Below are 23,794 nucleotides of genomic sequence, written 5' to 3'. Positions count from 1 at the left end.
GAACCGTGCGGTCAGACGGCGGGGCGGGTGAGATCGAGCAGGACGGTGCGGGTGGGGGCCCGGGTGAGATCGGCGACGGTGACGGAGTCGAGCGCCGCGTAGAAGGACTCCTGGGCTCGGCGCAGTGCGCCGCGGAGGCTGCATCCTTCCCGCAGCGGGCACGGTTTGTCGCCCTCGCAGGCGACGACCTCGCCGTCGCCTTCGAGTTGCCGGGTGAGCCATCCGACGGACGCGCCCCGGCCGAGCTCGGTGATGGTCAGTCCGCCGCCGCGGCCGCGGCGGGTCGTGACGACGCCGAGTTCGCTCAATCGTGCGACCACCTTGGTGGTGTGTGCGTACGACAGCTGCAGCTGCTCGGCGACGCGCTTGGTGCTGGGGGAGCTGTCGGGCGCGGCGGCCGCCAGGTACATGACAACTCTCAGTCCGAGATCGGTGAACTGGGTGAGTTGCATGACCTGAGACTAGATAATTGGTATCTGAAATGACAATTTAATGTGACGTAGATCGCTTCGGTGCGTCAGCGTTCGAGCACGGGAAGGATATTGCGCCAGCTGACGATTCCGATCGGCCTGCCGTCGCGCACCACCGGCACGGACCGCAGCCGCATCTGCAGCATCGCCCGCGCGATGTCGAACAGCTCGGCGTCCGCGTCGAGGGCCACCGGCGGCAACGCCACCGCCCGCACCGTCAGCGGCCGGCGGATCGCGGTGACGAGCGGCAGGTCTGCGTACATCGACAGGCGCGCCAGATGCGCCCCCGCCAGCGCCTCCTCGGTGATCAGGCCGCAGAGCCGGCCGTGCTCGTCGACCACCGGGAGGGTGGTGAAGCCGTTGCGGGCCAGCACCTCCCCGGCCCGCTCCAGGGTGGCGTCGACCGTCACGGCCAGCACCGGCGTGCTCATCACGTCCGCCGCGCGGACCTTGTGGGCCGCGGGCCCCGCCATGCGGATCGGTCCACCGGACATGATGCGCCTCCTCTGCCTACGATTGTGGCCGCATCCCCGCTACCGGGCCAGTGGCTCCGGACTTCCCGGAGAGGGACCAAAGACCATTCCTGCCCCCAGGGGAGCGGATTAACCTCGACCCCGAGGACGATCCCTGCGACGAGAGCGGTGACCGACGTGAAGTTCCCAGGCAGCAAGGCGCACCACGAGCCCACGCACGACGAGGCGGTGCGCTCGAACACCGTGGTGGTCGGGATCGACGGATCCCCGGCCTCCGACGACGCCGTCCGGTGGGCCGCCGCGACGGCCGCCGACCGCGGGCTGCCGCTGCACATCGTGCACGCTCTCGACTTCGCCCCCAGCGGCTACAGCGGGGCGCCGTTCATCCAGACCGCACAGGTCTTCGAATGGGTCGAGGACGAGGGCAAGACGCTGCTGCAGCGCGCCGAGGAGGTCGCCCGCACCGTCGCGCCGGCACTCGAGATCACCACCCGGCTCGCCGCCACCGGCAGCGCGCGCTGGCTCATCGACCTGTCCGCCCGCGCGCGGATGCTCGTGCTCGGCTCCTCCGGCACCGGCCGGGTGGGCGAGGCACTGCTCGGCTCCACCCCGGTGTCCGTCGCCAGCCACGGTCGCTGCCCGGTCGTCGTCGTCCGCGGCAAGGCTCCGGAGACCCTGCCCGACACCCGGCCCGTCGTCGTCGGGGTCGACGGCAGCCCCCTCAGCGAGAAGGCCGTCCGCGCGGCGTTCGAGGAGGCCGGCCTGCGCGGCGTCGACCTCGTCGCGGTGCACGTGTGGAGCGACATGCGGCGGGGCACCTTCGACGAGGCCGTGGAGGTTTCGATCGATCCGAACGCGTTCGCGGAATCCGAGCAGGCCCTGCTCGCCGAGCGCCTCGCCGGGTTCCACGACCGCTACCCCGACGTGAACGTGCGTCGCGAGGTGTACGTCGACGGGCCGCGCGCCCACCTGCTGGCCTGGTCGGAGAAGGCGCAGCTGCTGGTGCTCGGCAGCCGCGGCCGCGGCGGCTTCACCGGCATGCTGCTCGGCTCCACCAGCAACTCGCTGATCCGCGACGCGCAGTGCCCCGTCATGGTGGTGCGCCCCGACGAGTCCTGAAGGTCGCGCCACACCCCGGCGGTAGGGTACCTGGCACACGGGTACGAGCGTGCCCGGCAGGACCACGCACCAACGAATCACGGGGTATGCGGATGCGCATCGGGATGGGATTGAACTACAGCGGCGGATTCGCCGAGACGGCGGCGGAGGTGGCCGATCTCGAACGGGCCGGCCTCGACATCGTCTTCGTACCGGAGGCGTACTCGTTCGACGCGGTCAGTCAGCTCGGCTACCTCGCGGCCAAGACCGAACGACTCGAGCTGGCCTCGGGCATCTTCCAGATCTACACCCGCACGCCGAGCCTGACGGCGATGACCGCCGCAGGTCTCGACTACGTCTCCGACGGCCGCTTCGTCCTGGGTATCGGTGCGTCCGGCCCGCAGGTCATCGAGGGATTCCACGGCGTCAAATACGACGCGCCGCTCGGCCGGACCCGTGAACTCGTCGACATCTGCCGCCAGGTGTGGCGCCGGGAGAAGGTCGAGTACCAGGGCAAGTACTACCAGATCCCGCTGCCGCCGGAGAAGGGCACCGGACTCGGCAAGCCGCTCAAGCTGATCAATCACCCGGTGCGCGAACGCATCCCCGTCCTGATCGCCGCGATCGGCCCCAAGAACGTCGAGATGACCGCCGAGATCGCCGAGGGCTGGGAACCGATCTTCTTCTATCCCGAGAAGGCCGCCGACGTGTGGGGCGAGTCCCTCGCGCGCGGCAAGGCCAAGCGCGATCCCGCGCTCGGGGACCTGCAGGTCTACGTCGGCGCGGCGCTCGCGATCGGCGACGACGTCGACTTCCTGCTCGACTTCGTACGCCCGCACCTCGCGCTGTACATCGGCGGCATGGGGGCGAAGGGCAAGAACTTCTACAACGACCTCGCCGTCCGCTACGGGTACGCGAAGGAGGCGGAGACCATCCAGGACCTGTACCTCGCAGGCCGGAAGGAGGAGGCCGCCGCCGCGGTGCCCGACGACCTGGTGCGGGCGGTCTCGCTCATCGGGCCCGAGAGTTACGTCCGGGAACGCGTCGCCGCGTTCGCCGAAGCCGGCGTCACCACCCTCAACGTCAACCCGATCGCGGAGAACACCGCCGGCCGGGTCCGACTGATCGAACAGCTGCGGGAGATCTGCAACTGACACCCGCGCCGATGTGAGAACCCGGGCCCACCGGCCCGCCGACAGAGGGGAATTCATGACCGAAACCCAACCGATCGTCGTCGCGGTCGACGGATCCGACGCGGCGGCGACCGCGGTGATCTGGGCGGCCCGCGCTGCCGCGGCCCGCGCGCTGCCGCTGCACATCGTCACCGTCGTGCACATCCCCGCGTTCTACTACTCCGAGCCCTACCTCGCGGAGAGCTTCCACGAGGAGATGAAGGAGACGGCGCGGGCGCGGCTCGACAGTGCCAAGGTGCTCGCCAAGCGCATCGCCGACGAGCAGGGCCCGGTCGAGATCACCACGGAGCAGATCGAGGGCAAGGTCGTCCCCACCCTCGTCGACCTCTCGAACCGGGCCGACACCATCGTGCTCGGCTCGCGCGGGCTCGGGGAGGTGAAGGGGCTGCTCGTCGGCTCCGTCACCCTCGGTCTCGCCTCGCACGCCCACTGCCCGGTCGCGATCGTGCGCGGCCGCACCCTCGACGGGGCACCGCCCTCCGACGGCCCGGTCGTGGTCGGCGTCGACGGTTCCGAGGCCTCCGTGCGCGCGGTCGAGGTGGCGTTCGCCGAGGCGGCCGCCCGCAAGGCGACGCTCGTCGCGGTGAACGTGTGGAGCGACGTGAGCGTGCAGCCGTCCCTGGGCGCGGTGCCCGAGGATCCGCAGTGGAGCAGGATCCAGACGGGGGAGGAGGTCGTGCTCGCCGAGAACCTCGCCGGGTTCCAGGAGCGTTACCCGGACGTCGTCGTCGAGCGCGTCGTCGCGCGGGACCGGCCGGTGCGGGTGCTGAGCGAGTACGCCGAACGCGCCCAGCTGATCGTCGTGGGCTCCCGCGGCCGCGGCGGCTTCAAGGGCCTGCTGCTCGGATCGACCAGCAACGCGCTGATGCAGACGGCCGACTGCCCCGTGCTGATCGTCCGGCCGGACGGCGAGAAGTAGCCGTCCCGTCGCGGCCTGCGCCGCATGTGGTGGCGCGGCAGGGTGCTTCCCGCGCGCGTCCCTACGCGCGCGGGAAGCGCCGCAGCGCGCGACCGCCGGGAACGTACCCGGACGCTCGATGCCCGGCACCCTGAGCGGGTGCCGGGCATCGTCGCCGGGTGGTTCCGGGTCGCCGCGTGGTCAGCCGAAGTCGCCGAGGCCGCGCCGGCGCAGCTCGCTCCACACGTCGGCGGGATGCACCCCGCGACGGACGGCGTCGTTCTCGATCAGCACGCCGAGCATCTGCGAACTGAGGAAGGCGACGTCCTCCGGGCGGTGCGTGCCGCTCTTGACGGTGAGCCATCCGGACACGTCGCCGCGTTTCGCGGCGCGGGCCATGTCGAGCACCGAGCCGAACAGCTCTGCCGACCCGGTGTCGCGGTCCTCCCGGGATCCGGGCTCGCGCACGCTGGTCATGCGCTCGCCCCTGCGTGTTCGTCGCGCCGGGCCTGACGGGCCAGCGCCCGGTCCCGGGCCTCCTCGAACCGCTCGGCCTTCGTCTGCAGGTCGGTGAGGAAGGCGTCGAGGTCCTCGCGCAGCTGTTCGCCGCGGCTGCCGAAGTCGGTGCGGTCGAACACGCGCCACTTGCGGAGCACCGGCAGCACCACGTCGTCGAGATGCTGCCGCAGGTCGTAGATGCCGCCCTTGGCGATCAGCACGGCGTTGCGCCGGAAGTTCGCCATCGACGCGCCCGGCATCCGAAAGCGGGTCAGCACGCTCATGATCGCGGCGAGCGCCTGGTCGGGGGCGATGTCGAGGGCGCCCTCGACGATGTTGCGATAGAACATCATGTGCAGGTTCTCGTCCGCGGCGACGCGGGCGAGCATGCGGTCCGCGATCGGATCCCCGCAGGCCTTACCGGTGTTGCGGTGCGAGACCCGGGTCGCCAGTTCCTGGAAGGTCACGTACGACACGGACTCGAGCATCGACGTCGAGCCCGGGTCGAATCCGGTGGTCATGTGCGCCATGCGTGCGTTCTCGAGCGCGACGGGGTCCACACCGCGGGTGACCACCAGGTAGTCCCGCATGACGACGGAGTGCTTGTTCTCCTCGGCCGTCCAGCGGCCCACCCACGTGCCCCAGGCGCCGTCGAGGCTGAAGTGTTCGGCGATCTCGCGGTGGTAGGAGGGCAGGTTGTCCTCGGTGAGCAGATTGGTGATCATCGCTGCCTGCGCGGTTTCGGACAACGCGGACTGGTCGGGGTCCCAGTCGATGCCGCCGAGGGCGGCGAAGTTGCGGCCCGCGTCCCACGGAACGTAGTCGTGCGGATGCCAGTCCTTCGCCATCGCCAGGTGGCGGTGGACGTTGTCCTCGGCGATCGGCTCGAGCTCTCGGAGCAGTTCGAGATCCGTGAGTTCCCTGGTCACAGTGATGTATTCCCTCTCTGGTGGGACCCCGGGCGCCCCCCTGCGGCGCCCGGCGGTCGGTTCGGTCGGGTCAGAACCCGATGCGCATGATCAGTTGCGGCAGGCCGTCGATGTCCATCCGCTCGGCGAGCCGGTCAGCCGAATCCTCCACGCGCAGTGGATAGGTGAGTACGGACGCCGACAACCGGGCGTCGACCGCCGCCAGCCACGCCCGCTCGGACGCGATGCCCACCCGGACCAGGTCGATCGGATCGCCGGAGTGCACCGAGAACACCAGCACGGTCTCCCGGTCGATGGCCGCCGCGAGTTCGGCGGTGTCCGGCACACCGGTGGTGATCAGCGCGCGCCCGGCGGGTCCGCCGGCGTCGAGATCGGCGCCCCAGTCGGTCACCACCTCGGCGTTGCCCTCGGGGTGCCAGTGCGACGTCCACCGGAACATCTCGCGCTGGTAGTACGGATTGCGGCGCATCGCGTCGGCCGAGTAGGTGAGCATGTCGGCGAGCGCCGGGGCCTCGTCCGACGCCAGCAGGCGAACCTCGACCCCGGGGAGGTCGGCGGCGGCCATCACGTCGGCGATGGTGGTCGCCGGCACCGGGATCCGGGCGAACGACTCGCGGTGGCTGCGCCGGTGCGAGATGGCGGCGAAGAACCCCAGGTCGGTGCTCGAAGGAGTGGCCGGCGCCGCTGCCTCGATCCGTGCGATCAGCTCGGGCCGCTCCGGCTCGGGCAGCAGCAGGGTCCGGGTGCTCCAGCCGAGCACCCGGATGCCGAGTTCGAGGTTGGCGACGGCGGCTCCGCACGAGATCAGCCGATCCGGGCGCAGGGGGTCCTGGCCGGGGGCGGCGAACTCGACCCGCTCCTCGAGTTCGGCCGTGCGGGCCGGGAGGCGCAGGTTCCACGGCTGAGTGTCGTGGATCGAGGGGGCCTCGATCACGGCACGCGCGATCACCTCGGTGTCGCTCGTGGACCAGGTGTCGGGCACCGTGGACATCGCAGCCTCCTCGTCCTGGTCGGTCACCTCGCACGGCTCATCGAGGATGACTGTCCGAGCATCGCCCGCGGGCTGCACCGGGCGCATGTGCCGAAGGTCCCGAAACTGCCGTCGAACGGCCCGGGGTCGGCGGCGCGCGAGCGAGCTGAGACGATGGTCACCGCAATGCCGGTGTCAGGAAAGGTGAGGGACGATGCCTCGGGTATTTCTCGTCGACGACCATGAGATCGTGCGGCGCGGGTTGGTCGACCTGCTCGACAGCGTGCCCGACTTCACGGTTGTCGGGGAGGCCGCGTCGGTCGGTGAGGCGCTGGCCCGCATCCCGGGCAGCGGAGCCGAAGTCGCGGTGCTCGACGTGCGCCTGCCCGACGGCAACGGCGTCGAACTGTGCCGCGAGCTGCGGGCCCGCATGCCGGAGCTGCGCGCGCTCATGCTCACCTCCTACGCCGACGACGAGGCCCTGTTCGACGCGATCATGGCGGGCGCGTCCGGATTCGTCCTCAAGCAGATCCTCGGCACCGACCTGGTCTCGGCGATCCGGACCGTCGCGGCCGGCGGCTCGCTGCTCGACAGCCGGGCGACGGCCGCGCTCATGGAACGCATCCGCGCGTCCCGCACGGCGGACCCGCTCGCCGAGCTGTCGGAGCAGGAGCGGGCCGTGTTCGAGCTGATCGGGGAGGGCCTGACCAACCGCGAGATCGCCGAGCGGCTGTTCCTGGCGGAGAAGACGATCAAGAACTACGTCTCGCGGCTGCTGGCCAAGCTCGGGATGCAGCGCCGCACGCAGGCCGCGGTGCTCGCCACCGAGCTGCGCAAGCAGCGCGAGGTCTGACGGGGACCCCGGGTCACAGGGGGACCTGCCACAGCACGCGCGTCCCGCCCCTGTCGCCGGGTCCGGTGCTGCAGCGGCCGCCGCACTGCTGGGCGCGCCGCTCGAGGTTCGCGAGGCCGCTGCGGCGCGGGGTGTCCGGCAGCCCGATGCCGTCGTCGACGATCTCGATCGTGAACTCGTCGCCCGCGGTGACGGATACGGAGATCTTCTCCGACTGCGAGTGGCGCAGCGCGTTGCTCAGTCCCTCCCGCAGCACCGCCTCGGCGTGTGGATGGATGCGTGCGGGTACGAGAGTGTCGATGGCGCCGGCGAATTGGACGTTCGGCGCCACGGGGGACTGAGTGGTCAGGTCGCCGACCACATCCAGCAGCCGCCGCCGCAGGCTGGTCGACGCCGCGGCGCCGGTGGTATGCAGATCGAAGATGGTGGTGCGGATCTCGCGGACCGTACGGTCGAGCTGCTCGACGGCGTGTTGGACGATGTCCGCGACCCGGTCCGGATCGGTGCCGGGCACCAGGGTGCTCTGCAGGCTCATCCCGGTGGCGAAGAGGCGCTGGATCACGTTGTCGTGCAGATCCTGTGCGATCCGGTCCCGGTCGGCGAGCACGTCGAGCAGCCGCTTCTTGCGTTGTTGCGCCGCGAATTCGAGTGCCACCGTGACCAGGTCGGCCATGGACTTAAGGCGCGTCACCTCCGCGTCGTCCCACGCATCGGAACGGGCCGACCGGGTGGCGATCAGTACGCCGGTGACCCCCGACGTGGCGGACAGCGGCAGGATCGCGGCGCGGCCCGCGCCGGCTGCCGGAAGCCCCTCGAGGTTGTCGGTGATCAGTGTGCGCCTGGTGCGGATCGCCTGCAGCACAGGAGAATCGGTGAGGTCGAGACGCGAGCCCGTCGCCGGCGGGCCGGGCGCGGCGGCGGCCCGGACGGTCCCCTCGGTGCCGTCGACCAGCAGGACGTAGGTGCCCACGGTGTGGGCGAGGGCCCGGACCCGGTCGACCAGGAGCGCCAGGGTCTCGTCGACGGAACCGCCCACCAGCAACCGTGAGTTGATCGCGGCCACCGCCTCGAGCCAGCGTTCGCGGGTGAGGGACCCCTCGAACAGGCGGGCGTTGTCGATCGCGACGCCCGCGGAGGTGGCGAGGACCTTCAGGATCACCTCGTCCTCTTCGGTGAAGGCGGGACCGTCGATCTTCTCGGTGAGATAGATGCTCCCGAAAACCCTGCCGCGCACCATGATCGGCGTGCCGAGGAAGCTCTTCATCGGTGGGTGGCCGGGTGGGAAGCCGATCGAGGCGGGATGCTCCGACAGGTCCGCGATCCGCACCGGCCGCGGGTCGTTGATGAGCAGGCCGAGCAGGCCCCGGCCCTCGGGCAGGTGCCCCATGCGGCTGCGCTCGGCCGGGTCGATGCCGACGTACACGAACTCCGACAGCCTGCCGTCGGGCGCCCGCACGCCGAGCGCACCGTAGCGGGCGCCGAGCAGCGCGACGGCCGCGGAGACGATGCGCTGCAGCATGGAGTCGAGTTCGAGGCCCGACCCGACGACGAGCACCGCCTCGAGCAGGCTCTGCATGCTCGCCGGGGTGGTAACGGTGTCGGTGAGCCGTTCACGGATCTCGGCGAGCAGTCCGTCGATGTCGGCGGTGTCGTCGATCGTGCCGTTGTCACCGGGAGCGCTCACACCCGTCAGCATAGGTGCACTCCTCGCGCGGCCCTGCGTGCCGGTCCGTGCACCGCGGCAAAAGGGGGCAACACGGCCGCAGCCCGTCGCCGGCGTGTGAGAATCCGCATATGGAGAACGGGCCCGGACGGGCCGGGTTCGACGGAGACGGGTGACGGCTGCCATGGGAGTTCCGCCGCGCGGTGCCGCGCTGTTCACCGACCTGTACGAGGTCACGATGGCGCAGGCCTATCTGGCTCTGGGAATGTCGGACACGGCCGTGTTCGAGACGTTCTTCCGCAAGCTTCCGCCGGGGCGGTCCTATGTGCTGGCCGCCGGCCTGCCCGACGTGCTCGATTTCCTCGAGGCGTTCCGGTTCGAGGAGGACGACCTGCAGTACCTGCGCGGCCTCGGCCTGTTCTCCGACGAGTTCCTCGAGCGGCTCGCCGGGGTGCGTTTCACCGGCGACGTGTGGGCCGTGCCGGAGGGCACCGTCGTCTTTCCGAACGAGCCGATCGTCCAGGTCGTCGCGCCGATCCTGGAGGCGCAGCTCGTCGAGACCTTCGTTCTGAACCGGATCCACCTGCAGTGTGTCCTCGCGAGCAAGGCCGCGCGGGTGGTCGAGGCCGCCCGCGGGCGGCTGGTGGTGGATTTCGGGGCGCGCCGGGCCCACGGCACCGACGCCGCCCTCGAGGTCGCCCGGACCAGCTACCTCGCGGGTGCGGCGGGAACCTCCAACCTGCGCGCGGCCAAGGAATACGGAATACCCGCGTTCGGCACGATGGCCCACAGCTTCGTCCAGGCGTTCGACGACGAGTTCGACGCCTTCGAGGCGTTCGCCCGGCTCAACCCCGGCACGACGTTGCTCGTCGACACCTACGACACACTCCGCGGCGTCGACCTGGTCGTCGAACTGGCGGAGCGACTGGGCGACCGGTTCGACGTGCGGGCGGTCCGGCTGGATTCCGGGGATCTCGGGGCGCTGTCGAAGGCGGCGCGCGCCCGGCTCGACGCGGCGGGTCTGCACGACGTCCGGATCTTCGCCTCGTCGGGCCTCGACGAGTACAGCGTGGCGGCACTGCTGGCCGACGGCTGTCCCATCGACGGCTTCGGGGTGGGCACCCAGCTCTCCGTCGCCCAGGACGCGCCCACGCTCGACATGGCATACAAGCTCGTCGAGTACGCCGGCGTCGGGCGGACGAAGCTGTCGAGCGGCAAGGTCCTCCCTCCCGGGCGCAAGCAGGTGTACCGCCGGGTCGACGACGGCGTCTTCGCAGGCGACATCATCGGCCGGCCCGACGAGAACCTCCCGGGTGAGCCGCTGCTGGTGCCCGTGATGCGGGGCGGGCGGCGGCTGTCGCAGTACGACGCCGGACTCGACGCGGCGCGACGGCGTGCACGGCAGCAGATCGACGCTCTTCCGCCGGCGCTTCGTTCCCTCGACGAGGCGGGAGCGCCGTATCCGGTGGCCGTGAGCGCACGGGTGCAGGACGATCTCGACCGGTTACGCCGGGCGCGGCAGACTCCCTGACCGGGGCCTGCCGCGTCGGGCGGGCGGAGGCCGCTTCGGGGCAACTCGCCGTGCCGACGGTGGCGTTCGCGCTCTTCGACCCAATGGATTTCGTTCGGCGCCTTTTCGGTGGGCAGCTGCGTTCATCCGTCTGCACCGGCGATGGTTGCGCGTCGGGACCGTCCTTGCTACCTCTGAGCAGATGAGGGAAGAAGCCGCGGGAGGTACGGAGGCCGGCACGGATCCGGTCGAAGCCGCCCGGCGAGCACTCGCCTCCGTGGGCACGTTCTTGATGTCGGCGGCAGACCTGTGGCGATCCATCGGTGCCGACGCCGATGCGTGGGTTCGGTTCTCCGCGCATTGGGAGGAGCTTGCGCCCGACCCGTACGCGGCAGAACAGGGCGTTCACCGGCTGCGGCGCTACGGCCGGTTCCGGTACCGGGCGGCCGACGGCGCGCTGGCGCCGACGGCGCACCGTGAATTCGTACAGCCTGACGACTCCAACGCCCTCTACCTCGCACGAGACCGCCATTTCGAACCGCTGACAGCCGCGTTCCTCGAAGATCCGCTGTTCGAGCGCACGGTGAAGCTGGTGGGCCGGATCGCGCCGGTCCTCGACGAAGCTCCCGAATGGACGGTCTGGGTGCATCCGTTCCGCGTGGTCGCAACGGCGGATGACGAGGGCCGGCCCACGCCCGAGGGCGTGCACCGCGACGGTGTCACGCTGGTCAGTTCCCTGTTGATCGGCGTCGACAATGCCGTCGGCGGCGAAAGTTCGGTGTTCGGCCCGGAGGGCGATCGCCTTCTGACGACGACCCTGCGCGAACCCGGCACCTTCCTTCTGGGCGACGACCGTTGCACCCGGCACGGTGTTTCGCCGATCCGAGCGGTCGACCGCGGCAAGCCGGCACGTAGGGACGTGCTGGTGGTCACCTGCGTACCGTCCTGATCGGCCTCTTGCGGCGGGACATGAGCACAAAGGCCGCCACCGCCACCGCGATCGGCAGGGCGCTGACAGTCAGCATGGTGAGTCGCACCGCGTCGGCCAAGTCCGCTCCGAGATCGAGACCGCCCACCTGCCGAAGCAGGTTCGGGTCGTACCCGGCGCCCCCGGGGCTCTGCGCCACCGCGCTACGCGCGGCATCCACGGCCTGCTCGCCCTGGGTCGCCGTCAGCCCGCGTGCCTCGGTGTCGGCCAGCCATTCTCGCTGGAAGAAGACGTTGAGAAGCAGCAGGTACACGGTGGGCCCGAACGCATAGCCGGTCATCCCGAAGGCCAACTGCACGGAAGCCACCGTTCCGGACTGCCCGCTCGGCGCCTGGGAGAGCACCGTCTCGGATACCGATGTGGAGGTCACCATCGAGCCCAGGTTGTACAGCCATACGGCCGCCACGAGCAACCACAGCGCCATTGCCGGGTTGACCGTGCCCGCCATCAGCAGTCCGCCGGCTGCCATGAGCAGGAGGCCGACGACCATCACCGGTCTCGGCGAGAACTTCCCCACCAGGCTCCCGGACAAGACCACGAAACCGGCGATCAGCAGTGTGCCGGGGAGGAACAACAGGCCGATGGTCTCCGGTGACAGCGCGAGCACCACACTGCCGAACTGCCCCAGGACGATGCCGAGCCCTGCCATGAGAAAATTCAGCGTAAAGGCCGCCGCCAGAGCCACGCTGAAGGGCCGGTTTCCGAACAGAGCCAGGTCCAGTGCCGGTTGGGGAGTGCGGTGTTCGTGGCGAACGAAAAGCACGGCGGCGACCACGCTCACGGCCAGCGGCAGCCATGTCTCGGGCCGGAAGACGCCGTTCTGCGCGGCTGCCAGTCCGATGACGAGTGCCAGGAGGGCCATACCGACCAGGATGACGCCGGCCACGTCCAGCCGAGCGCGATGCTGAACGGGCGTCTCCGGGACGTACCTCGCCGTCAGCAGAAGCGAGATCATGGCAAGCAGCGGTGCGACCAGGAACACAACTCGCCAGCCGACGGCCGCCACCGCCCAGCCCGTCAACGCCGGGAGTACCCCGCAGAGAACCATCTCGATGGCCACGAAAACGCCGATGGCCGTCGGCCGCTGCTTGTCCGTCACGGACGTCTTGAGCAGGGCCAGCGGCACTCCGAGCAGCGCCGTCATTCCCAATCCGTCCAAGACGCGCATCGCAAGCAGAAAAGCGTAGTTGGGCGAGAGCATGGAGAGCAGATTGGCGACCGTGACGACGACCAGTCCCGACCTCAGCAAGCGTCGAAGCCCGAACGCGTCGCCAAGGTTGCCCGCGGCGAGGACGGCTGCGGCCATCACCAGCGTCGCCATACCGCCCAGCAATCCGACGACCTGCGGTGGCACGTCGAGGGCCCGGCTCACCTGCGGCAGATTCAGGCTCAGCACCAGCGGGTCGACGACCGTGATCGTGAAGGCGAGGGACAGGGCCAGGATGATCGGCAGGGTCCTCGCGTTGGTCCGCAACCGAGACGTAGGCACCGCCCACCTCCCCTGCTCCCACGTCCGACTTGATCGACTCTAGCCCCGGCTTCCGCGTCCCGTCGGAGGTTGGAGGGGCGAACTGGCGGCCTGACACCGGCCACAACGGCGGGTCGGCTCGTGGAGGATGCGACAGACCGCCCCGGCCGCCGCCGTCGAGGATCTACACGAGGCCAGGCCCGGCCCGAGGGCAGCGGTCACCGCCCTCCGGCCGGGCCCACGCCACCGACGCGTGACACCCGCGGCCCCGGGTGTCACGGCCGGGACGCCGTGTCCGAGAGCAGTCCGGACACGGCGTGCACGATCGGCAGTGCCGGATCGGTCTTCGCCTTGCCGAGGTCGTGCGCCGCGCCGGTCACCGGGACCAGCACGACGGGCGCCGGAATCAAGGTCAGCGCGGCGCGCAGTTCGTCCAGGGTGCCGAACGGGTCCCGGTCGCCGTGCGCGAAGACCGTCGGCACCGTCAGGGACGGCAGGTGCTCGGTGCGGGCCTTCCCGGGCTTGCCCGGCGGGTGCAGCGGGTAGGACAGCGGGACGAGCGCGTCCGCGACGTCGGGGCGCTCGGCCGCGAGCATCGATGTCTGCCGGCCGCCGTAGGAGACCCCGCCTAGTACCAGCGGGCCGCTCGCGCGGGCCCGCATCGATTCGGCCGCCGCCGCGATCCCGGCCCGGTCCTCCGCCGCCCGCGACGGCTGCGGCGGCCCCTTCGGCCGCCGGCGCCGGAACGGCAGGTCGAACCGCAACGCGAGGAACCCGGCGTCGGCGAACGCGCTGCACACCTGCCGCAGGATCGGCGCGTCGCAGTTGCCGCCGGCCCCGTGGGTCAGCGCCACCGCGCCGCACGGGACACCGGCCGGGTGGTGCAGCACGCCGTGCACGGAATCGTCGTCGAGGTCCTCGGTCGTCACCGGCCCACGGTAGCCGGACGCGGACGCAGCACCGTGCGCCACAGGTGCACGAGCATCGCCGCGAACACCGCCGCCCACACCGTCACGGCCGCCCACAGTTCCGTCCTGCCGACCACCCCGACCCACGGCAACTCGTCGGCCTCGGCGAGGTAGACCCCGGCGACGCCGTACATCCCGAGCGGGAAGACCACCGACCACAGGCCCGGCTCGTAGCGCAGCCGGATGCGGTGGGTGCGGTGCCGCCACCACCCGGCGGCGACGAGGGCGGGCAGCAGCCACGTCGCGAACGCCCAGAACACCACCACCAGCCCGGCGACGAGTCCACGGGTGGCGTCGACCATCGGGGCCGACTCCATCGCCACGATGCGTGAGCCGGCCACCACGGTGATCGCCGCGGCGCCCATCGACACCCAGTACGACGGCGTGAGGTCCACCGGCCGGAGCGGATACTGCATCATCCGGGCCGCGACGAACACGCCCGCCGCGGCGTAGAGGAACAGGCCGACCGACCACGCGAACACGGCCACCAGCGACAGCGGCCGCCGCAGGTCGTCGTAGATCGGCTCGAGGGTGGCTGCGGCGAGCGCGACCGACTGGGCCGCGACCACCCACACGAACCAGCTGCCGTTGGCCTTGGCGATCACCGGGCGTCTGCGAGTGCCGAGCACCGCCGTCCAGGGAATCACATAGCCGAGCACGAGCCACGTCGCGGCCGCGCCGACGAGCAGGACCGCCGCCGTCGAGTGCCACCCGTCCATGGTCAGGCGGATCCCCAGCACGTTGCTGCCCGCGACGAACGTGAAGAACCCGAACGCGCGGCTCGCGTCGGTGAGGTCGGCGCGGACCTCGCCGCGGAACCGCACGAGCCGCCACCCGGTCAACACCAGCAGGACGGCGTAGGCGGCGACGGACACCAGCAGTAACGCGGCCGACACCGTGACCAGGCCCTGCAGGTGCATGCCGATCGACACGATGCCGGTCGCCATCACGAGCGCGAAGTAGCCGGGGTCGAGCGTGCGGGCACCCCCGCGGAGACCGTCGAGAACCGTCACAGCCGCACGCTACCGCCGTGGTGTCCTTCCGGATCTGCGCGGGTCCCGAACGACACCACTCACTTGACCAGCCGCGACAGCCGCCGGTCCGCGAGGATCTTCCCGCCGGTCTGGCACGTGGGGCAGTACTGGAAGGAACGTTCGGCATAGGCGACCTCGCGGACGGTGTCGCCGCACTCCGGGCACGGCAGGCCCGTGCGGGCGTGTACCCGCATCCCGGACCGCTTCTCACCCTTGAGCCGCGCGGCATCCTGGCCCACGGAACGGCTCACGGCGTCGAGGAGCACCGTGCGCAGCGCGTCGTACAGCGCCTGCCGCTGCTCGTCGGTGAGCCGGCCCGCCGGCGCGAACGGCGACAGCCGTGCGACGTGCAGGATCTCGTCGGAGTAGGCGTTGCCGATCCCGGCGAGCACCTGCTGGTCGGTGAGGGCGGTCTTCAGGCGTGCGGTGCTGCCCGCCAGCCGCGCGGCCAGCTCGTCGGCGGTGACGGCCAGGGCGTCGGGACCGAGCCGGGCGATGCCGGGCACCTGCTGCGGACGGTCGGCGATCCACACGGCGAGGCGCTTGCGGGTGCCGGCCTCGGTGAGGTCGAAGGCGGGGGTGGCGGCGTCGGGGGTGAACAGGTGTACCCGCAGCGCGAGCGGCCCCCGGCCCAGCTTCGGCGGTGCCGGCGACGGGTTGTCCTGCCAGCGCAGCCACCCCGCCCGCGACAGGTGCGTGACGAGCCACAGACCGGCGCAGTCGACGGCCAGGAACTTCCCGAAGCGGGACACGCCGGTGACGTCGCGGCCCTGCAGCACGGTGATCGGCGGGTCGGCGGTCTGCAGGACACTGAGCGCCGCCACGTCGATCCGGCCGACGACGGCACCGACGGCGTGCTCGCGCAGGAACACCGCCAGGGCCTCCACCTCGGGCAGCTCGGGCATGGAGTCAGGCTATCGCCCGTGCGTGCTTCGGGCTGCCCCAACGACCACAACCACGCACGGGCGATAGCCTGTCGTGGTGACTGCCGTGCCGACCCCGTACGAAGACCTCCTCCGCCTCGTGCTCGACACCGGCACGCCCAAGGCCGACCGCACGGGCACCGGGACGCGCAGCCTGTTCGGGCACCAGATGCGCTTCGACCTCTCGCAGGGCTTTCCGCTGATCACCACCAAGAAGGTGCACCTGAAGTCCATCGTGTACGAGCTGCTGTGGTTCCTGCGCGGCGACTCGAACGTCAAGTGGCTGCAGGAGCACGGCGTCACGATCTGGGACGAGTGGGCCGACGCCGACGGCGAGCTCGGTCCCGTCTACGGGGTGCAGTGGCGCTCCTGGCCCGCCCCCGACGGCGGGCACATCGATCAGATCACCAAGGCGATCGACACGATCCGCACCGACCCCGACTCGCGGCGCATCGTGGTCTCCGCGTGGAACGTCGGCGAGATCGACCGGATGGCGCTCGCGCCGTGCCACGCGTTCTTCCAGTTCCACGTCGCCGACGGCAAGCTCAGCTGCCAGCTGTACCAGCGCAGCGCCGACCTGTTCCTCGGCGTGCCGTTCAACATCGCCAGCTATGCGCTGCTGACCCACATGGTGGCCCAGCAGACCGACCTCGAGCCGGGCGAGTTCGTGTGGACGGGCGGGGACTGCCACATCTACGACAACCACGTCGAGCAGGTCACCGAGCAGCTCTCCCGCGCGCCCTACCCGTATCCCACCCTGGAGCTGAACCGGCGCGGGTCGATCTTCGACTACGAGTACGAGGACGTGCAGATCACCGGGTACCGGCACCACCCGCCGATCAAGGCGCCGGTCGCGGTATGACGGAGACGGGCGACATCGTCCTGATCTGGGCGCAGGACCGCGACGGCGGCATCGGCCGTGACGGCGCGATCCCGTGGCGCATCCCCGAGGACATGGCGCACTTCCGGGCCGCGACGACGGGTAAACCGGTGATCATGGGCCGGCTGACGTGGGAGTCGCTGCCGCCGCGGTTCCGGCCGCTGCCCGGCCGGCGCAACATCGTCGTCACCCGTGACCCGGCCTGGTCGGACGCGGGCGCCGAGGTGGCCCACGGCGTGCCGGAGGCCCTGGCGCTCGCCGGCGGCGGTGACGTCTGCGTCATCGGCGGCGGCCAGATCTACGCGCAGGCCATGCCGCATGCGACGCGGCTGCTCGTCACGGAGGTGGACCTCGAGGTCGGCGCGGACGCCTTCGCCCCGCGGATCGGTCCCGGGTGGACGGCCGTGGACGTCGGCGCGCGGCAGGAATCCGGCGACGGAATCGGGTTCCGCTTCGTCCGGTACGCGCGAACCTGACCGGTGGCGCGCCCGGTGGGCCATACTGCGAGGGCGTACCCCGACCAGGAAGGGCTGCCATGGACAAGCTTTCCCTCACGGCTCTGGCGCGACAGCAACTGAAGCTGGCGGCGGCATCGAGCAGCGGCCGCAGCTCGCAGACGATCTTGGGCGGGCACGCCAAGCATCTGCGGCAGACGATGGTGGCACTGCTGGCCGGCCACGAACTCGCCGAGCACGACGGCCCCGGCGAGGGGTCGCTGCAGGTGCTCGGCGGGCGGCTGTCCCTGATCGCCGGCGACGACTCCTGGAAGGGCTCAACCGGCGACTACCTGGTGCTGCCCACCGTCCGGCACAGCGTCACCGCGCTCGAGGACGTCGTGTTCCTGCTGACCGTGGTCAAGTGACCGCTCCCGCCTGCGGCAGCGCGAGACCGCGGTAGCCGCGGTACCCGGCCCAGGCCAGCCGCCGCTCCCGCCACGGGTCGTACTCCACGCGCGTCGGGTCGTCGAAGATGACGGTGGCGCGGTCGCGCTCGTCGTAGCGCGGCCACGACGGCAGCGGATCGCCCTCCTGCGCGAAGTGCAGCCACTGACGCTGCACCGTGTCGCTCACCGTGCGCAGCGCGCGCCGGCCCCCGGCGACCGTGACCACCCGGCCGAGCGCGGTGTCGGCCTGGCCGAACACGGCGAGCAGCTCGAACGCGTGGGTGGCGTGGAAGCCGGTCCAGCGCAGCAGCGGCGGCGCGTAGTCGAACCGGTAGCTGTAGGTGGGGGCGTGGCGGGCGTGGGCCTGGGCGATCTCGATCGAGGGATGCCAGAACGTGAGATCGCCGCCGAGATCGACGGCCGCGCGGGCCTCCGGGTAGCCGGGATAGGCCGCGACGACGCGCTCCTGGGCCGTGGGATCGGTGAGCCCGAACATCTGCTCGATGCGGAGCTGATTGGTGGGCAGCGCGTCGAGGACCCGCGGGAACAGCGTGCCCTCCCGCGCGTTGGTGCCGATGATCAGCGGAACCCGATGTGCGGCACCGGTTTCGTAGGCTTCGATCGGGGCGGTGGGTAGGTAGTCGCCGTCGATGACGGGACCGAACGCGTGCAGTCCGGGCGTCTGGTGCAGGATGCGCCCGCTGAGCCGCTGGGCGGCGCGGCCGAGCTCCGCCGGGGTCGCGGACTCGAGCGCCGCGACCGCGGAATCTCGTTCTGCGCCGAGCAGTTCGACGAAACGTCGCGCCCACTCGGCCGCGTGGTCGGCGTCGACGACGAGGTTCGGTGCCGAGCTCTGGGCGATGGCGCGGGCGAACAGTCCCGCGGCGGCGGGTGTGGCGAGCAGGGTGGTGACGGCGTTGCCGCCGGCGGATTCGCCGAAGATCGTGATGTTGTCGGGGTCCCCGCCGAAGGCGGCGATGTTGCGGCGCACCCATGCCAGCGCGGCGACCTGGTCGCGCAGCCCCAGGTTCGAGTCGAAAGGCCTTTCCGCCGTGGAGAACTGGGTGAAGTCGAGATAGCCGAGGCTGCCGAGCCGGTAGTTGATCGACACGTAGATGACGTCACCGCGGCGCACCAGCGATTCCCCGCCGTAGAGCGGCATCGCCGTGGTGCCCAGCGTGTAGGCGCCGCCGTGGATGAACACCAGCACCGCCCGCGGCGTCGCGGCGGGCGCCGCGGGCGCCAGCACGTTGAGCGTCAGGCAGTCCTCGCTCGCGGGCTGCTGCTTCCGGAAACCGATCGTCAGGCCGCGCGGGTGCTGGCTCGCCGCGGCGCCGAAGCGGGTGGCATCGCGTTCACCGGTCCACGGTTGCACCGGCTGCGGGGCGCGCAGCCGCAGCGGTCCCACCGGGGGTGCCGCGTAGGGGACGCCGCGCCAGGCGAGGAGGTCGCCGATGCGGGTGCCGCGCAGGGCGCCGTCGGGAACAGTGACAAGGGTCTCAGCCGCCATGCTCGAACTGTACGTGACGCCGAGTCATAGGTGCCGCGGTTACCAGTGCCGGCCGTGCAGCCCGTGGGCGGCGAGCTCGGCGTCCGTGTCCGCGCGCAGGGCGGCCCGGGTGGGGAAGTGCTCGTCGTCGAGCGCGACGAGGGCCAGGGTGTAGCGGTCGCCCTGCCGGCACAGGTACGCGGCGAGCCGGGTGGACGTCGAGGCCCGGGCGGTCGCGAGGCCCGGGTGGACGGCGCGGGTGGCGACGCCGGTGGTGCGGTGCGGGCCGAATCCGTCGAGCACCGGGGGCAGCGGCCCGATGTTGGAGCACAGCAGGTCCCGCTCGCCGGCCCCCGCGGCGAGGCGCGCGGCGAGCCGGTCGGGCAGCAGTTGCAGCACCTCGTCCGGCAGACCGTGCGGCGCCCCCTCCCGGCGGCGGGTGTACGCCGCACGGGCGCGGTGGCGGATCGAGGCCGGGGTGTCGGACGCGTCGACCACCACCTCGGTCATCGTCACTCCGTTGCCGGCGCCGTCGTCGGGGAGGCCGGGGGCGGCGGTGCGGCCGTCGACGGGCACCGCGATCCGCAGCGGCCAGTCGAGCCCGGCGCGGTGGGCGATGCCCGCGGCGAGCGCGAGGAAGAGGGAGTTGGGGGTGCCGCCGGCCGCGTCCGCCGCGGTGTCCCACGCGGTCGCGTCGACGTCGAGCAGTGCCGTGCGGGCGGGGGAGCGGATCGGGCGGGGCCGCGGGGGCTTCTCGGTGGCGGGGGACCAGCGGGCCCGGCGCATGCCCCGGGCGACACGCCGGACCAGGCGCGCGGCGTCGCGCACGTCGGAGACACGCGCCGGGTCGGACGGGCGGATCCGCTCGGCCAGCGCGTCGGCGACGGCGTCGATCAGGCCGCGCGCGTCGGCGAGCACGTGCGAGCACACCAGCGAGACGACGGTCCCGCCGCCCTCGACCCGGGTGGCGGTCAGCGCCCATCCCGGTCCGAGTTCGGGGTTGACGTCCACCTCCGCCTGCTGGTCCGCCCAGGCGAGGACGTCGGCGGCGGGGATCGGCTCGGGCGGGTAGCGCAGCGGGTAGCTGTGGTGACCCGGTTCGAGCCGGGGGCGCGCGCCGGGGACGTGCGGGCGCACGACGCGCCGGCCGAGGGGGCTGCGGCCGAGCGCGTCGTGCAGCGAGATCAGCAGGGGGGCGCCGACGGTGTCGCCGGTGCGCCACAGTCCCTGCAGGGCGACGGGCATGCCGAGGCCACGGTGTCTGTGCAGGAAGATCTCGTCCACCACGCTGAGCCGGTTCACCTCCCCGACGGTAGCCGCGATCCTTGACCCAAGCTATGAATCGAGGTTCAATCCTTTCGTGGCCTACCGCCGGACCCCCGCCGTGCAGCAACGGCTCGACGCGCAACGCGACGCGATCGCCGACGCCGCGGTGAGCCTGCTGTCCGAACGGGGCTACCAGGGCCTGTCCATCGCGGCCGTCGCCGAGCGGGCCGGCGTCGCCACCGGCAGCGTCTACCGGCACTACGTGGACAAGTCCGAGCTGATGGTGCGCATCTTCCGCAGCCTGTGCGGGCGGGAGGTCGACGCCGTGGTCGCCGCCGCCGAGACGGCACGGCCGGACGGCGCCGCCGCGCAGGTCGCCGCCGTCGTCGAGACCTTCGCCCGTCGCGCCATGCGCAACCCCACCCTGGCCTACGCCCTGCTCGCCGAACCCGTCGACGCGGCCGTCGACGCCGAGCGCCTGGTGCTGCGACGCGCCTTCGCGGCCGCGTTCGAAGGGGCCGTCCGCCGGGGCATCGACTCGGGCGATCTCGCCCCCCGGAACGCGGCCCTCGCCGCCGCCGCCCTCGTCGGCGCTGTCGGCGAGGTCCTCACCGGTCCGCTGCAGTCCGGTGCGGCCGCCGCCGACACCGTTCCCGAACTCGTCGCATTCGCCCTACGCGCAATAGGAGCCCGACAGTGAATTCGCCCGCCCCCCACCCGGTGAACTTTCCCGCCACTCACGAGGTGTTCAACCAGGTCCCGGATCTGGTGCCCTACCAGGCGGCGGCGGACCCGGCGCTGCTCGAGGGCCTGCGCCGCGAGGGCGCGGCCTGGGCCGAGGACGAGGTCCGGGAGATCGGCGCGCTCGCCGGCGGTGTGCGCGCGCAGGACTGGGGCAGGCTCGTCAACGAGTACCCGCCCGTGCTGCGCACCCACGACCGCTACGGGCACCGCATCGACGAGGTCGAGTTCCATCCGCACTGGCACGACCTCATGACGGTGGCCGTCGAGCACGGCATGCACGCGGCGCCGTGGCGCGACCCCCGGGCCGGTGCGCACGTCGCCCGGGCCGCCAAGTTCTACGTGTGGGGCCAGGCGGAGGCGGGACACATGTGCCCGATCTCCATGACGTACGCCGTGATCCCGGCGCTGCGGCACAACCCGGAACTCGCCGCGACGTACGAGCCGCTGCTCGCCGCCCCGCACTACGACTTCGGGCTACGCGAACCGTCCACCAAGCGCGGCCTGATCGCCGGCATGTCCATGACCGAGAAGCAGGGCGGATCGGACGTGCGGGCCAACACGACGACGGCGACCCCCCAGGCGGACGGCAGCTATCGCATCGTCGGGCACAAGTGGTTCACCTCCGCCCCGATGTCGGACCTGTTCCTCACCCTGGCGCAGACCGGGAGCGGCGTCTCGTGCTTCCTGCTGCCGCGGGTGCTTCCCGACGGCAGCCGCAACCGCATCCACATCCAGCGGCTCAAGGACAAGCTCGGGAACAAGTCCAACGCCTCCTCCGAGATCGAATACGAGGGCGCAACCGGCTGGCTCGTCGGTGCGGAGGGCCGCGGCGTCAACACCATCATCGAGATGGTGAACATGACGCGCCTCGACTGCGTCATCGGCTCGGCGACCGGGATGCGCGCGGCGACATTGCGCGCGGTGCATCATGCCCGGCACCGGAAGGCGTTCGGCGCCCTGCTCGTCGACCAGCCGCTCATGCGGAACGTGCTCGCCGACCTGATCGTCGAGTCGGAGGCCGCGACGACCATGATGATGCGGCTCGCCGGCGCGACGGACCGCGCGTCGACCGATCCGCAGGAGGCGGCGCTGCGCCGCATCGCCCTCGCGGTCACCAAGTACTGGGTGTGCAAGCGCGCCCCCGCGCATGCCGCGGAGGCTCTCGAATGCCTCGGCGGCAACGGCTACGCCGAGGAATCCGGGATGCCGCGGCTGTACCGCGAGGCACCGCTCATGTCGATCTGGGAGGGCTCCGGCAACGTCGCCGCCCTCGACGCGTTGCGGGCGATGGTCAAGCAGCCCGAGACCGTGGACGCGTTCTTCGCCGAGCTGCGCCTCGCCGAGGGCGCCGACCCCCGGCTCGACGACGCCGTGGCCCGGGTCGGCAAGGAACTCGCCGACCTCGAGAACGTCGAATACCGGGCCCGCCGGATCGTGGAGCTGATGGCGCTGGTGCTGCAGGGGGCACAGCTTGTGCGCCACGGGCATCCCGCAGTCGCGGACGCCTTCTGCGCCACGCGGCTGGGCGACGACTGGGGCATCGCCCTGGGGACCATGCCGACCGGCGTGGACACCGCGGCGATTCTCGCGCGCATCTGAACAGTGGCGATTCTCGCGCGCATCTGAACAGTGGCGATTCTCGCGCGCATCCGACCGGCGACGATCCGCAGGGGCATACTGGGGTAACGACAACGATCGTCGAGCGAGGCCGGAGCCCCTCATGATCAGCAGCAGCGAATGGCGGGAGTGGGGGGTCCCGGTCGAGGTGGCCGTCACCGAGTGCGCCGCACTGGTGGAGGCCGAAACGCTGGTGCGCGCCGCGATCGCAGAATCCGAGGCGGCCTGCAACCCCCTGCGCGGTGACGCGGAGATCCACGAGGTCAATCTCGCCCAGGGCATTCCCGTGCAGGTCAGTCCGCGGCTGTCGGCGCTGCTGCGCTCGGCGCTCTGGGTCGCCCGGATGACCGACGGGGCGGTGAGCCCCCTGTCGGCCGACGACGCGGGAATCGACGAGGAGGCCACCCCGCCCATCCATCCGCTTCCGGACTACAGCGACATCCACCTCGACGGCGAGACCGTGCTGGCCCCGTTCGGCGTCAACCTCGACATCACCGAAACGGCCAGGGCCGACACGGCCGATCGGGCCGCCGCGACCGTCGCACGCAGTCTCGAATGCGGTGTCCTGGTGCGCATGGGCGACGTGACGGCCACCGCCGGTCACAGCCCCGCCGGGGGCTGGCAGGTGGCCATCCCCGGAGCCGGCACGGTCGAACTTCCGGCGGGCAGCGCGATGGCGACGCGCGTGCGCGCCGCCGAACCCGACGAGGTGGAAGAGAACGGCGGAAACGACGTCGCCGGGCGGTGGGCGCAGGTGACCGTCATCGCCGGGGACGCGCTGTGGGCCGACGCCGCGGCCGCGGCGGCGCTGCGCCGCGGGGCGCCGGCGGTGCGGTGGCTCGAGCAGTACGATCTCGCCGCCCGGCTCGTGGACAGCGGCGGCCGGGTGCACACGACGCGCCGCTGGTCCCGCCCGCACGCCGCCTGAGCGGCGGAGCTTGCGCCCGAATCGGTGAGCTTGCCCCCGTTTCCGCAGTCG

24 protein-coding genes are annotated in these 23,794 nt (G+C 71.6%); 12 read left to right on the top strand and 12 right to left on the bottom strand.

Annotation, left to right across the window (positions count from 1 at the left end; genetic code table 11):
- Positions 1-11 precede the first annotated feature (11 nt).
- Both OCS65_RS22340 and OCS65_RS22335 read right to left on the bottom strand, forming a co-directional pair.
- Positions 12-452: an RrF2 family transcriptional regulator gene (locus tag OCS65_RS22340; RefSeq protein ID WP_006933279.1), complete on the bottom strand. Its 441-nt coding sequence runs from the start codon at positions 450-452 to the stop codon at positions 12-14.
- A gap of 65 nt (positions 453-517) precedes the next feature.
- The gene (locus OCS65_RS22335; protein WP_006933276.1) at positions 518-964 is read right to left on the bottom strand and encodes a CBS domain-containing protein; all 447 of its coding nucleotides are present in this window, start codon (positions 962-964) and stop codon (positions 518-520) included.
- Between the two features lie 147 nt (positions 965-1,111).
- Between OCS65_RS22335 and OCS65_RS22330 the strand changes: the two genes are divergently transcribed.
- The 3 genes from OCS65_RS22330 (at position 1,112) to OCS65_RS22320 (ending at position 4,153) form a co-directional block, all read left to right on the top strand.
- The gene (locus tag OCS65_RS22330; RefSeq protein ID WP_029541943.1) at positions 1,112-2,062 is read left to right on the top strand and encodes a universal stress protein; all 951 of its coding nucleotides are present in this window, start codon (positions 1,112-1,114) and stop codon (positions 2,060-2,062) included.
- Between the two features lie 92 nt (positions 2,063-2,154).
- Complete coding sequence (locus OCS65_RS22325) at positions 2,155-3,195, top strand: LLM class F420-dependent oxidoreductase (protein WP_029541944.1); 1,041 nt, start codon at positions 2,155-2,157, stop codon at positions 3,193-3,195.
- A 55-nt stretch (positions 3,196-3,250) separates the two neighbouring features.
- On the top strand, positions 3,251-4,153 hold the full coding sequence (locus OCS65_RS22320) for a universal stress protein (protein ID WP_006933272.1): 903 nt from the start codon (positions 3,251-3,253) through the stop codon (positions 4,151-4,153).
- Positions 4,154-4,333: 180 nt separating this feature from the next.
- Here the strand turns inward: OCS65_RS22320 and OCS65_RS22315 are convergent, their stop codons facing one another.
- From OCS65_RS22315 to OCS65_RS22305, 3 genes are all read right to left on the bottom strand, one after another.
- Positions 4,334-4,609, bottom strand: coding sequence for a hypothetical protein (locus OCS65_RS22315; protein WP_263507653.1), 276 nt, complete (start codon positions 4,607-4,609; stop codon positions 4,334-4,336).
- The gene (locus OCS65_RS22310; RefSeq protein ID WP_006933268.1) at positions 4,606-5,559 is read right to left on the bottom strand and encodes an acyl-ACP desaturase; all 954 of its coding nucleotides are present in this window, start codon (positions 5,557-5,559) and stop codon (positions 4,606-4,608) included. Before OCS65_RS22310 ends, OCS65_RS22315 begins: the two co-directional genes overlap by 4 nt.
- A 70-nt stretch (positions 5,560-5,629) precedes the next feature.
- A complete protein-coding gene (locus OCS65_RS22305) occupies positions 5,630-6,550 on the bottom strand; it encodes a nitroreductase family protein (RefSeq protein WP_029541945.1) in 921 nt (306 codons plus the stop codon).
- Positions 6,551-6,743: 193 nt separating this feature from the next.
- Here OCS65_RS22305 and OCS65_RS22300 point away from each other — a divergent pair, with 193 nt between their 5' ends.
- A complete protein-coding gene (locus tag OCS65_RS22300; RefSeq protein ID WP_029541947.1) occupies positions 6,744-7,382 on the top strand; it encodes a response regulator in 639 nt (212 codons plus the stop codon).
- A 13-nt stretch (positions 7,383-7,395) separates the two neighbouring features.
- Here OCS65_RS22300 and OCS65_RS22295 read toward each other — a convergent pair whose 3' ends face one another.
- Positions 7,396-9,078: a sensor histidine kinase gene (locus OCS65_RS22295; RefSeq protein ID WP_051445996.1), complete on the bottom strand. Its 1,683-nt coding sequence runs from the start codon at positions 9,076-9,078 to the stop codon at positions 7,396-7,398.
- Between the two features lie 151 nt (positions 9,079-9,229).
- Between OCS65_RS22295 and OCS65_RS22290 the strand changes: the two genes are divergently transcribed.
- Together OCS65_RS22290 and OCS65_RS22285 are read left to right on the top strand one after the other, a co-directional pair.
- Positions 9,230-10,576 carry a nicotinate phosphoribosyltransferase gene (locus tag OCS65_RS22290; RefSeq protein WP_043797717.1) on the top strand — a complete coding sequence of 449 codons (1,347 nt, stop codon included), beginning with the start codon at positions 9,230-9,232 and terminating at the stop codon, positions 10,574-10,576.
- Positions 10,577-10,757: 181 nt separating this feature from the next.
- Positions 10,758-11,504 (top strand): 2OG-Fe dioxygenase family protein, encoded by a 747-nt coding sequence (locus tag OCS65_RS22285; protein WP_043797715.1) that lies wholly within the window; start codon positions 10,758-10,760, stop codon positions 11,502-11,504.
- On the opposite strand, the gene OCS65_RS22280 is transcribed toward OCS65_RS22285, so the two are convergent.
- From OCS65_RS22280 to OCS65_RS22265, 4 genes are all read right to left on the bottom strand, one after another.
- On the bottom strand, positions 11,485-13,017 hold the full coding sequence (locus OCS65_RS22280; RefSeq protein ID WP_065923522.1) for an MFS transporter: 1,533 nt from the start codon (positions 13,015-13,017) through the stop codon (positions 11,485-11,487). The genes OCS65_RS22285 and OCS65_RS22280 overlap by 20 nt on opposite strands.
- A gap of 269 nt (positions 13,018-13,286) precedes the next feature.
- Positions 13,287-13,940 (bottom strand): alpha/beta hydrolase family protein, encoded by a 654-nt coding sequence (locus OCS65_RS22275; protein WP_231771911.1) that lies wholly within the window; start codon positions 13,938-13,940, stop codon positions 13,287-13,289.
- The gene (locus OCS65_RS22270; protein ID WP_006933256.1) at positions 13,937-14,992 is read right to left on the bottom strand and encodes a tellurite resistance/C4-dicarboxylate transporter family protein; all 1,056 of its coding nucleotides are present in this window, start codon (positions 14,990-14,992) and stop codon (positions 13,937-13,939) included. The genes OCS65_RS22275 and OCS65_RS22270 overlap by 4 nt, the downstream gene beginning before the upstream one ends.
- Positions 14,993-15,051: 59 nt before the next feature.
- A complete protein-coding gene (locus tag OCS65_RS22265; protein WP_029541959.1) occupies positions 15,052-15,918 on the bottom strand; it encodes an Fpg/Nei family DNA glycosylase in 867 nt (288 codons plus the stop codon).
- Positions 15,919-16,003: 85 nt separating this feature from the next.
- Here OCS65_RS22265 and OCS65_RS22260 point away from each other — a divergent pair, with 85 nt between their 5' ends.
- Genes OCS65_RS22260 through OCS65_RS22250 form a run of 3 tightly spaced genes read left to right on the top strand, consistent with a single transcriptional unit; the run spans position 16,004 to position 17,678 of the window.
- On the top strand, positions 16,004-16,798 hold the full coding sequence (locus OCS65_RS22260; protein WP_006933254.1) for a thymidylate synthase: 795 nt from the start codon (positions 16,004-16,006) through the stop codon (positions 16,796-16,798).
- Entirely contained in the window at positions 16,795-17,292 is a 498-nt protein-coding gene (locus tag OCS65_RS22255) for a dihydrofolate reductase (protein ID WP_029541961.1), read from the top strand. Before OCS65_RS22260 ends, OCS65_RS22255 begins: the two co-directional genes overlap by 4 nt.
- Before the next feature lie 59 nt (positions 17,293-17,351).
- A complete protein-coding gene (locus tag OCS65_RS22250) occupies positions 17,352-17,678 on the top strand; it encodes a cupin domain-containing protein (protein WP_006933250.1) in 327 nt (108 codons plus the stop codon).
- Here the strand turns inward: OCS65_RS22250 and OCS65_RS22245 are convergent.
- Positions 17,671-19,209 carry a carboxylesterase/lipase family protein gene (locus OCS65_RS22245; RefSeq protein ID WP_231771910.1) on the bottom strand — a complete coding sequence of 513 codons (1,539 nt, stop codon included), beginning with the start codon at positions 19,207-19,209 and terminating at the stop codon, positions 17,671-17,673. The genes OCS65_RS22250 and OCS65_RS22245 overlap by 8 nt on opposite strands.
- A gap of 39 nt (positions 19,210-19,248) precedes the next feature.
- On the bottom strand, positions 19,249-20,490 hold the full coding sequence (locus tag OCS65_RS22240) for a hypothetical protein (RefSeq protein ID WP_072634555.1): 1,242 nt from the start codon (positions 20,488-20,490) through the stop codon (positions 19,249-19,251).
- 58 nt (positions 20,491-20,548) lie between these two features.
- Here OCS65_RS22240 and OCS65_RS22235 point away from each other — a divergent pair, with 58 nt between their 5' ends.
- The 3 genes from OCS65_RS22235 to OCS65_RS22225 all read left to right on the top strand — a co-directional run bounded on the left by OCS65_RS22235 (position 20,549) and on the right by OCS65_RS22225 (position 23,743).
- Positions 20,549-21,154, top strand: coding sequence for a TetR/AcrR family transcriptional regulator (locus tag OCS65_RS22235; protein ID WP_029541968.1), 606 nt, complete (start codon positions 20,549-20,551; stop codon positions 21,152-21,154).
- 20 nt (positions 21,155-21,174) lie between these two features.
- Complete coding sequence (locus tag OCS65_RS22230; RefSeq protein ID WP_044475732.1) at positions 21,175-22,797, top strand: acyl-CoA dehydrogenase family protein; 1,623 nt, start codon at positions 21,175-21,177, stop codon at positions 22,795-22,797.
- Positions 22,798-22,918: 121 nt separating this feature from the next.
- Positions 22,919-23,743: an FAD:protein FMN transferase gene (locus tag OCS65_RS22225; protein WP_065922909.1), complete on the top strand. Its 825-nt coding sequence runs from the start codon at positions 22,919-22,921 to the stop codon at positions 23,741-23,743.
- The last annotated feature ends 51 nt before the right edge of the window (positions 23,744-23,794 follow it).

Source organism: Rhodococcus aetherivorans (assembly GCF_025722975.1).
Classification (GTDB): Bacteria; Actinomycetota; Actinomycetes; order Mycobacteriales; family Mycobacteriaceae; genus Rhodococcus; species Rhodococcus aetherivorans.
The sequence above is the reverse complement of the archived record's forward strand: the minus strand, read 5'-3'. Positions and strand labels throughout refer to the sequence as shown.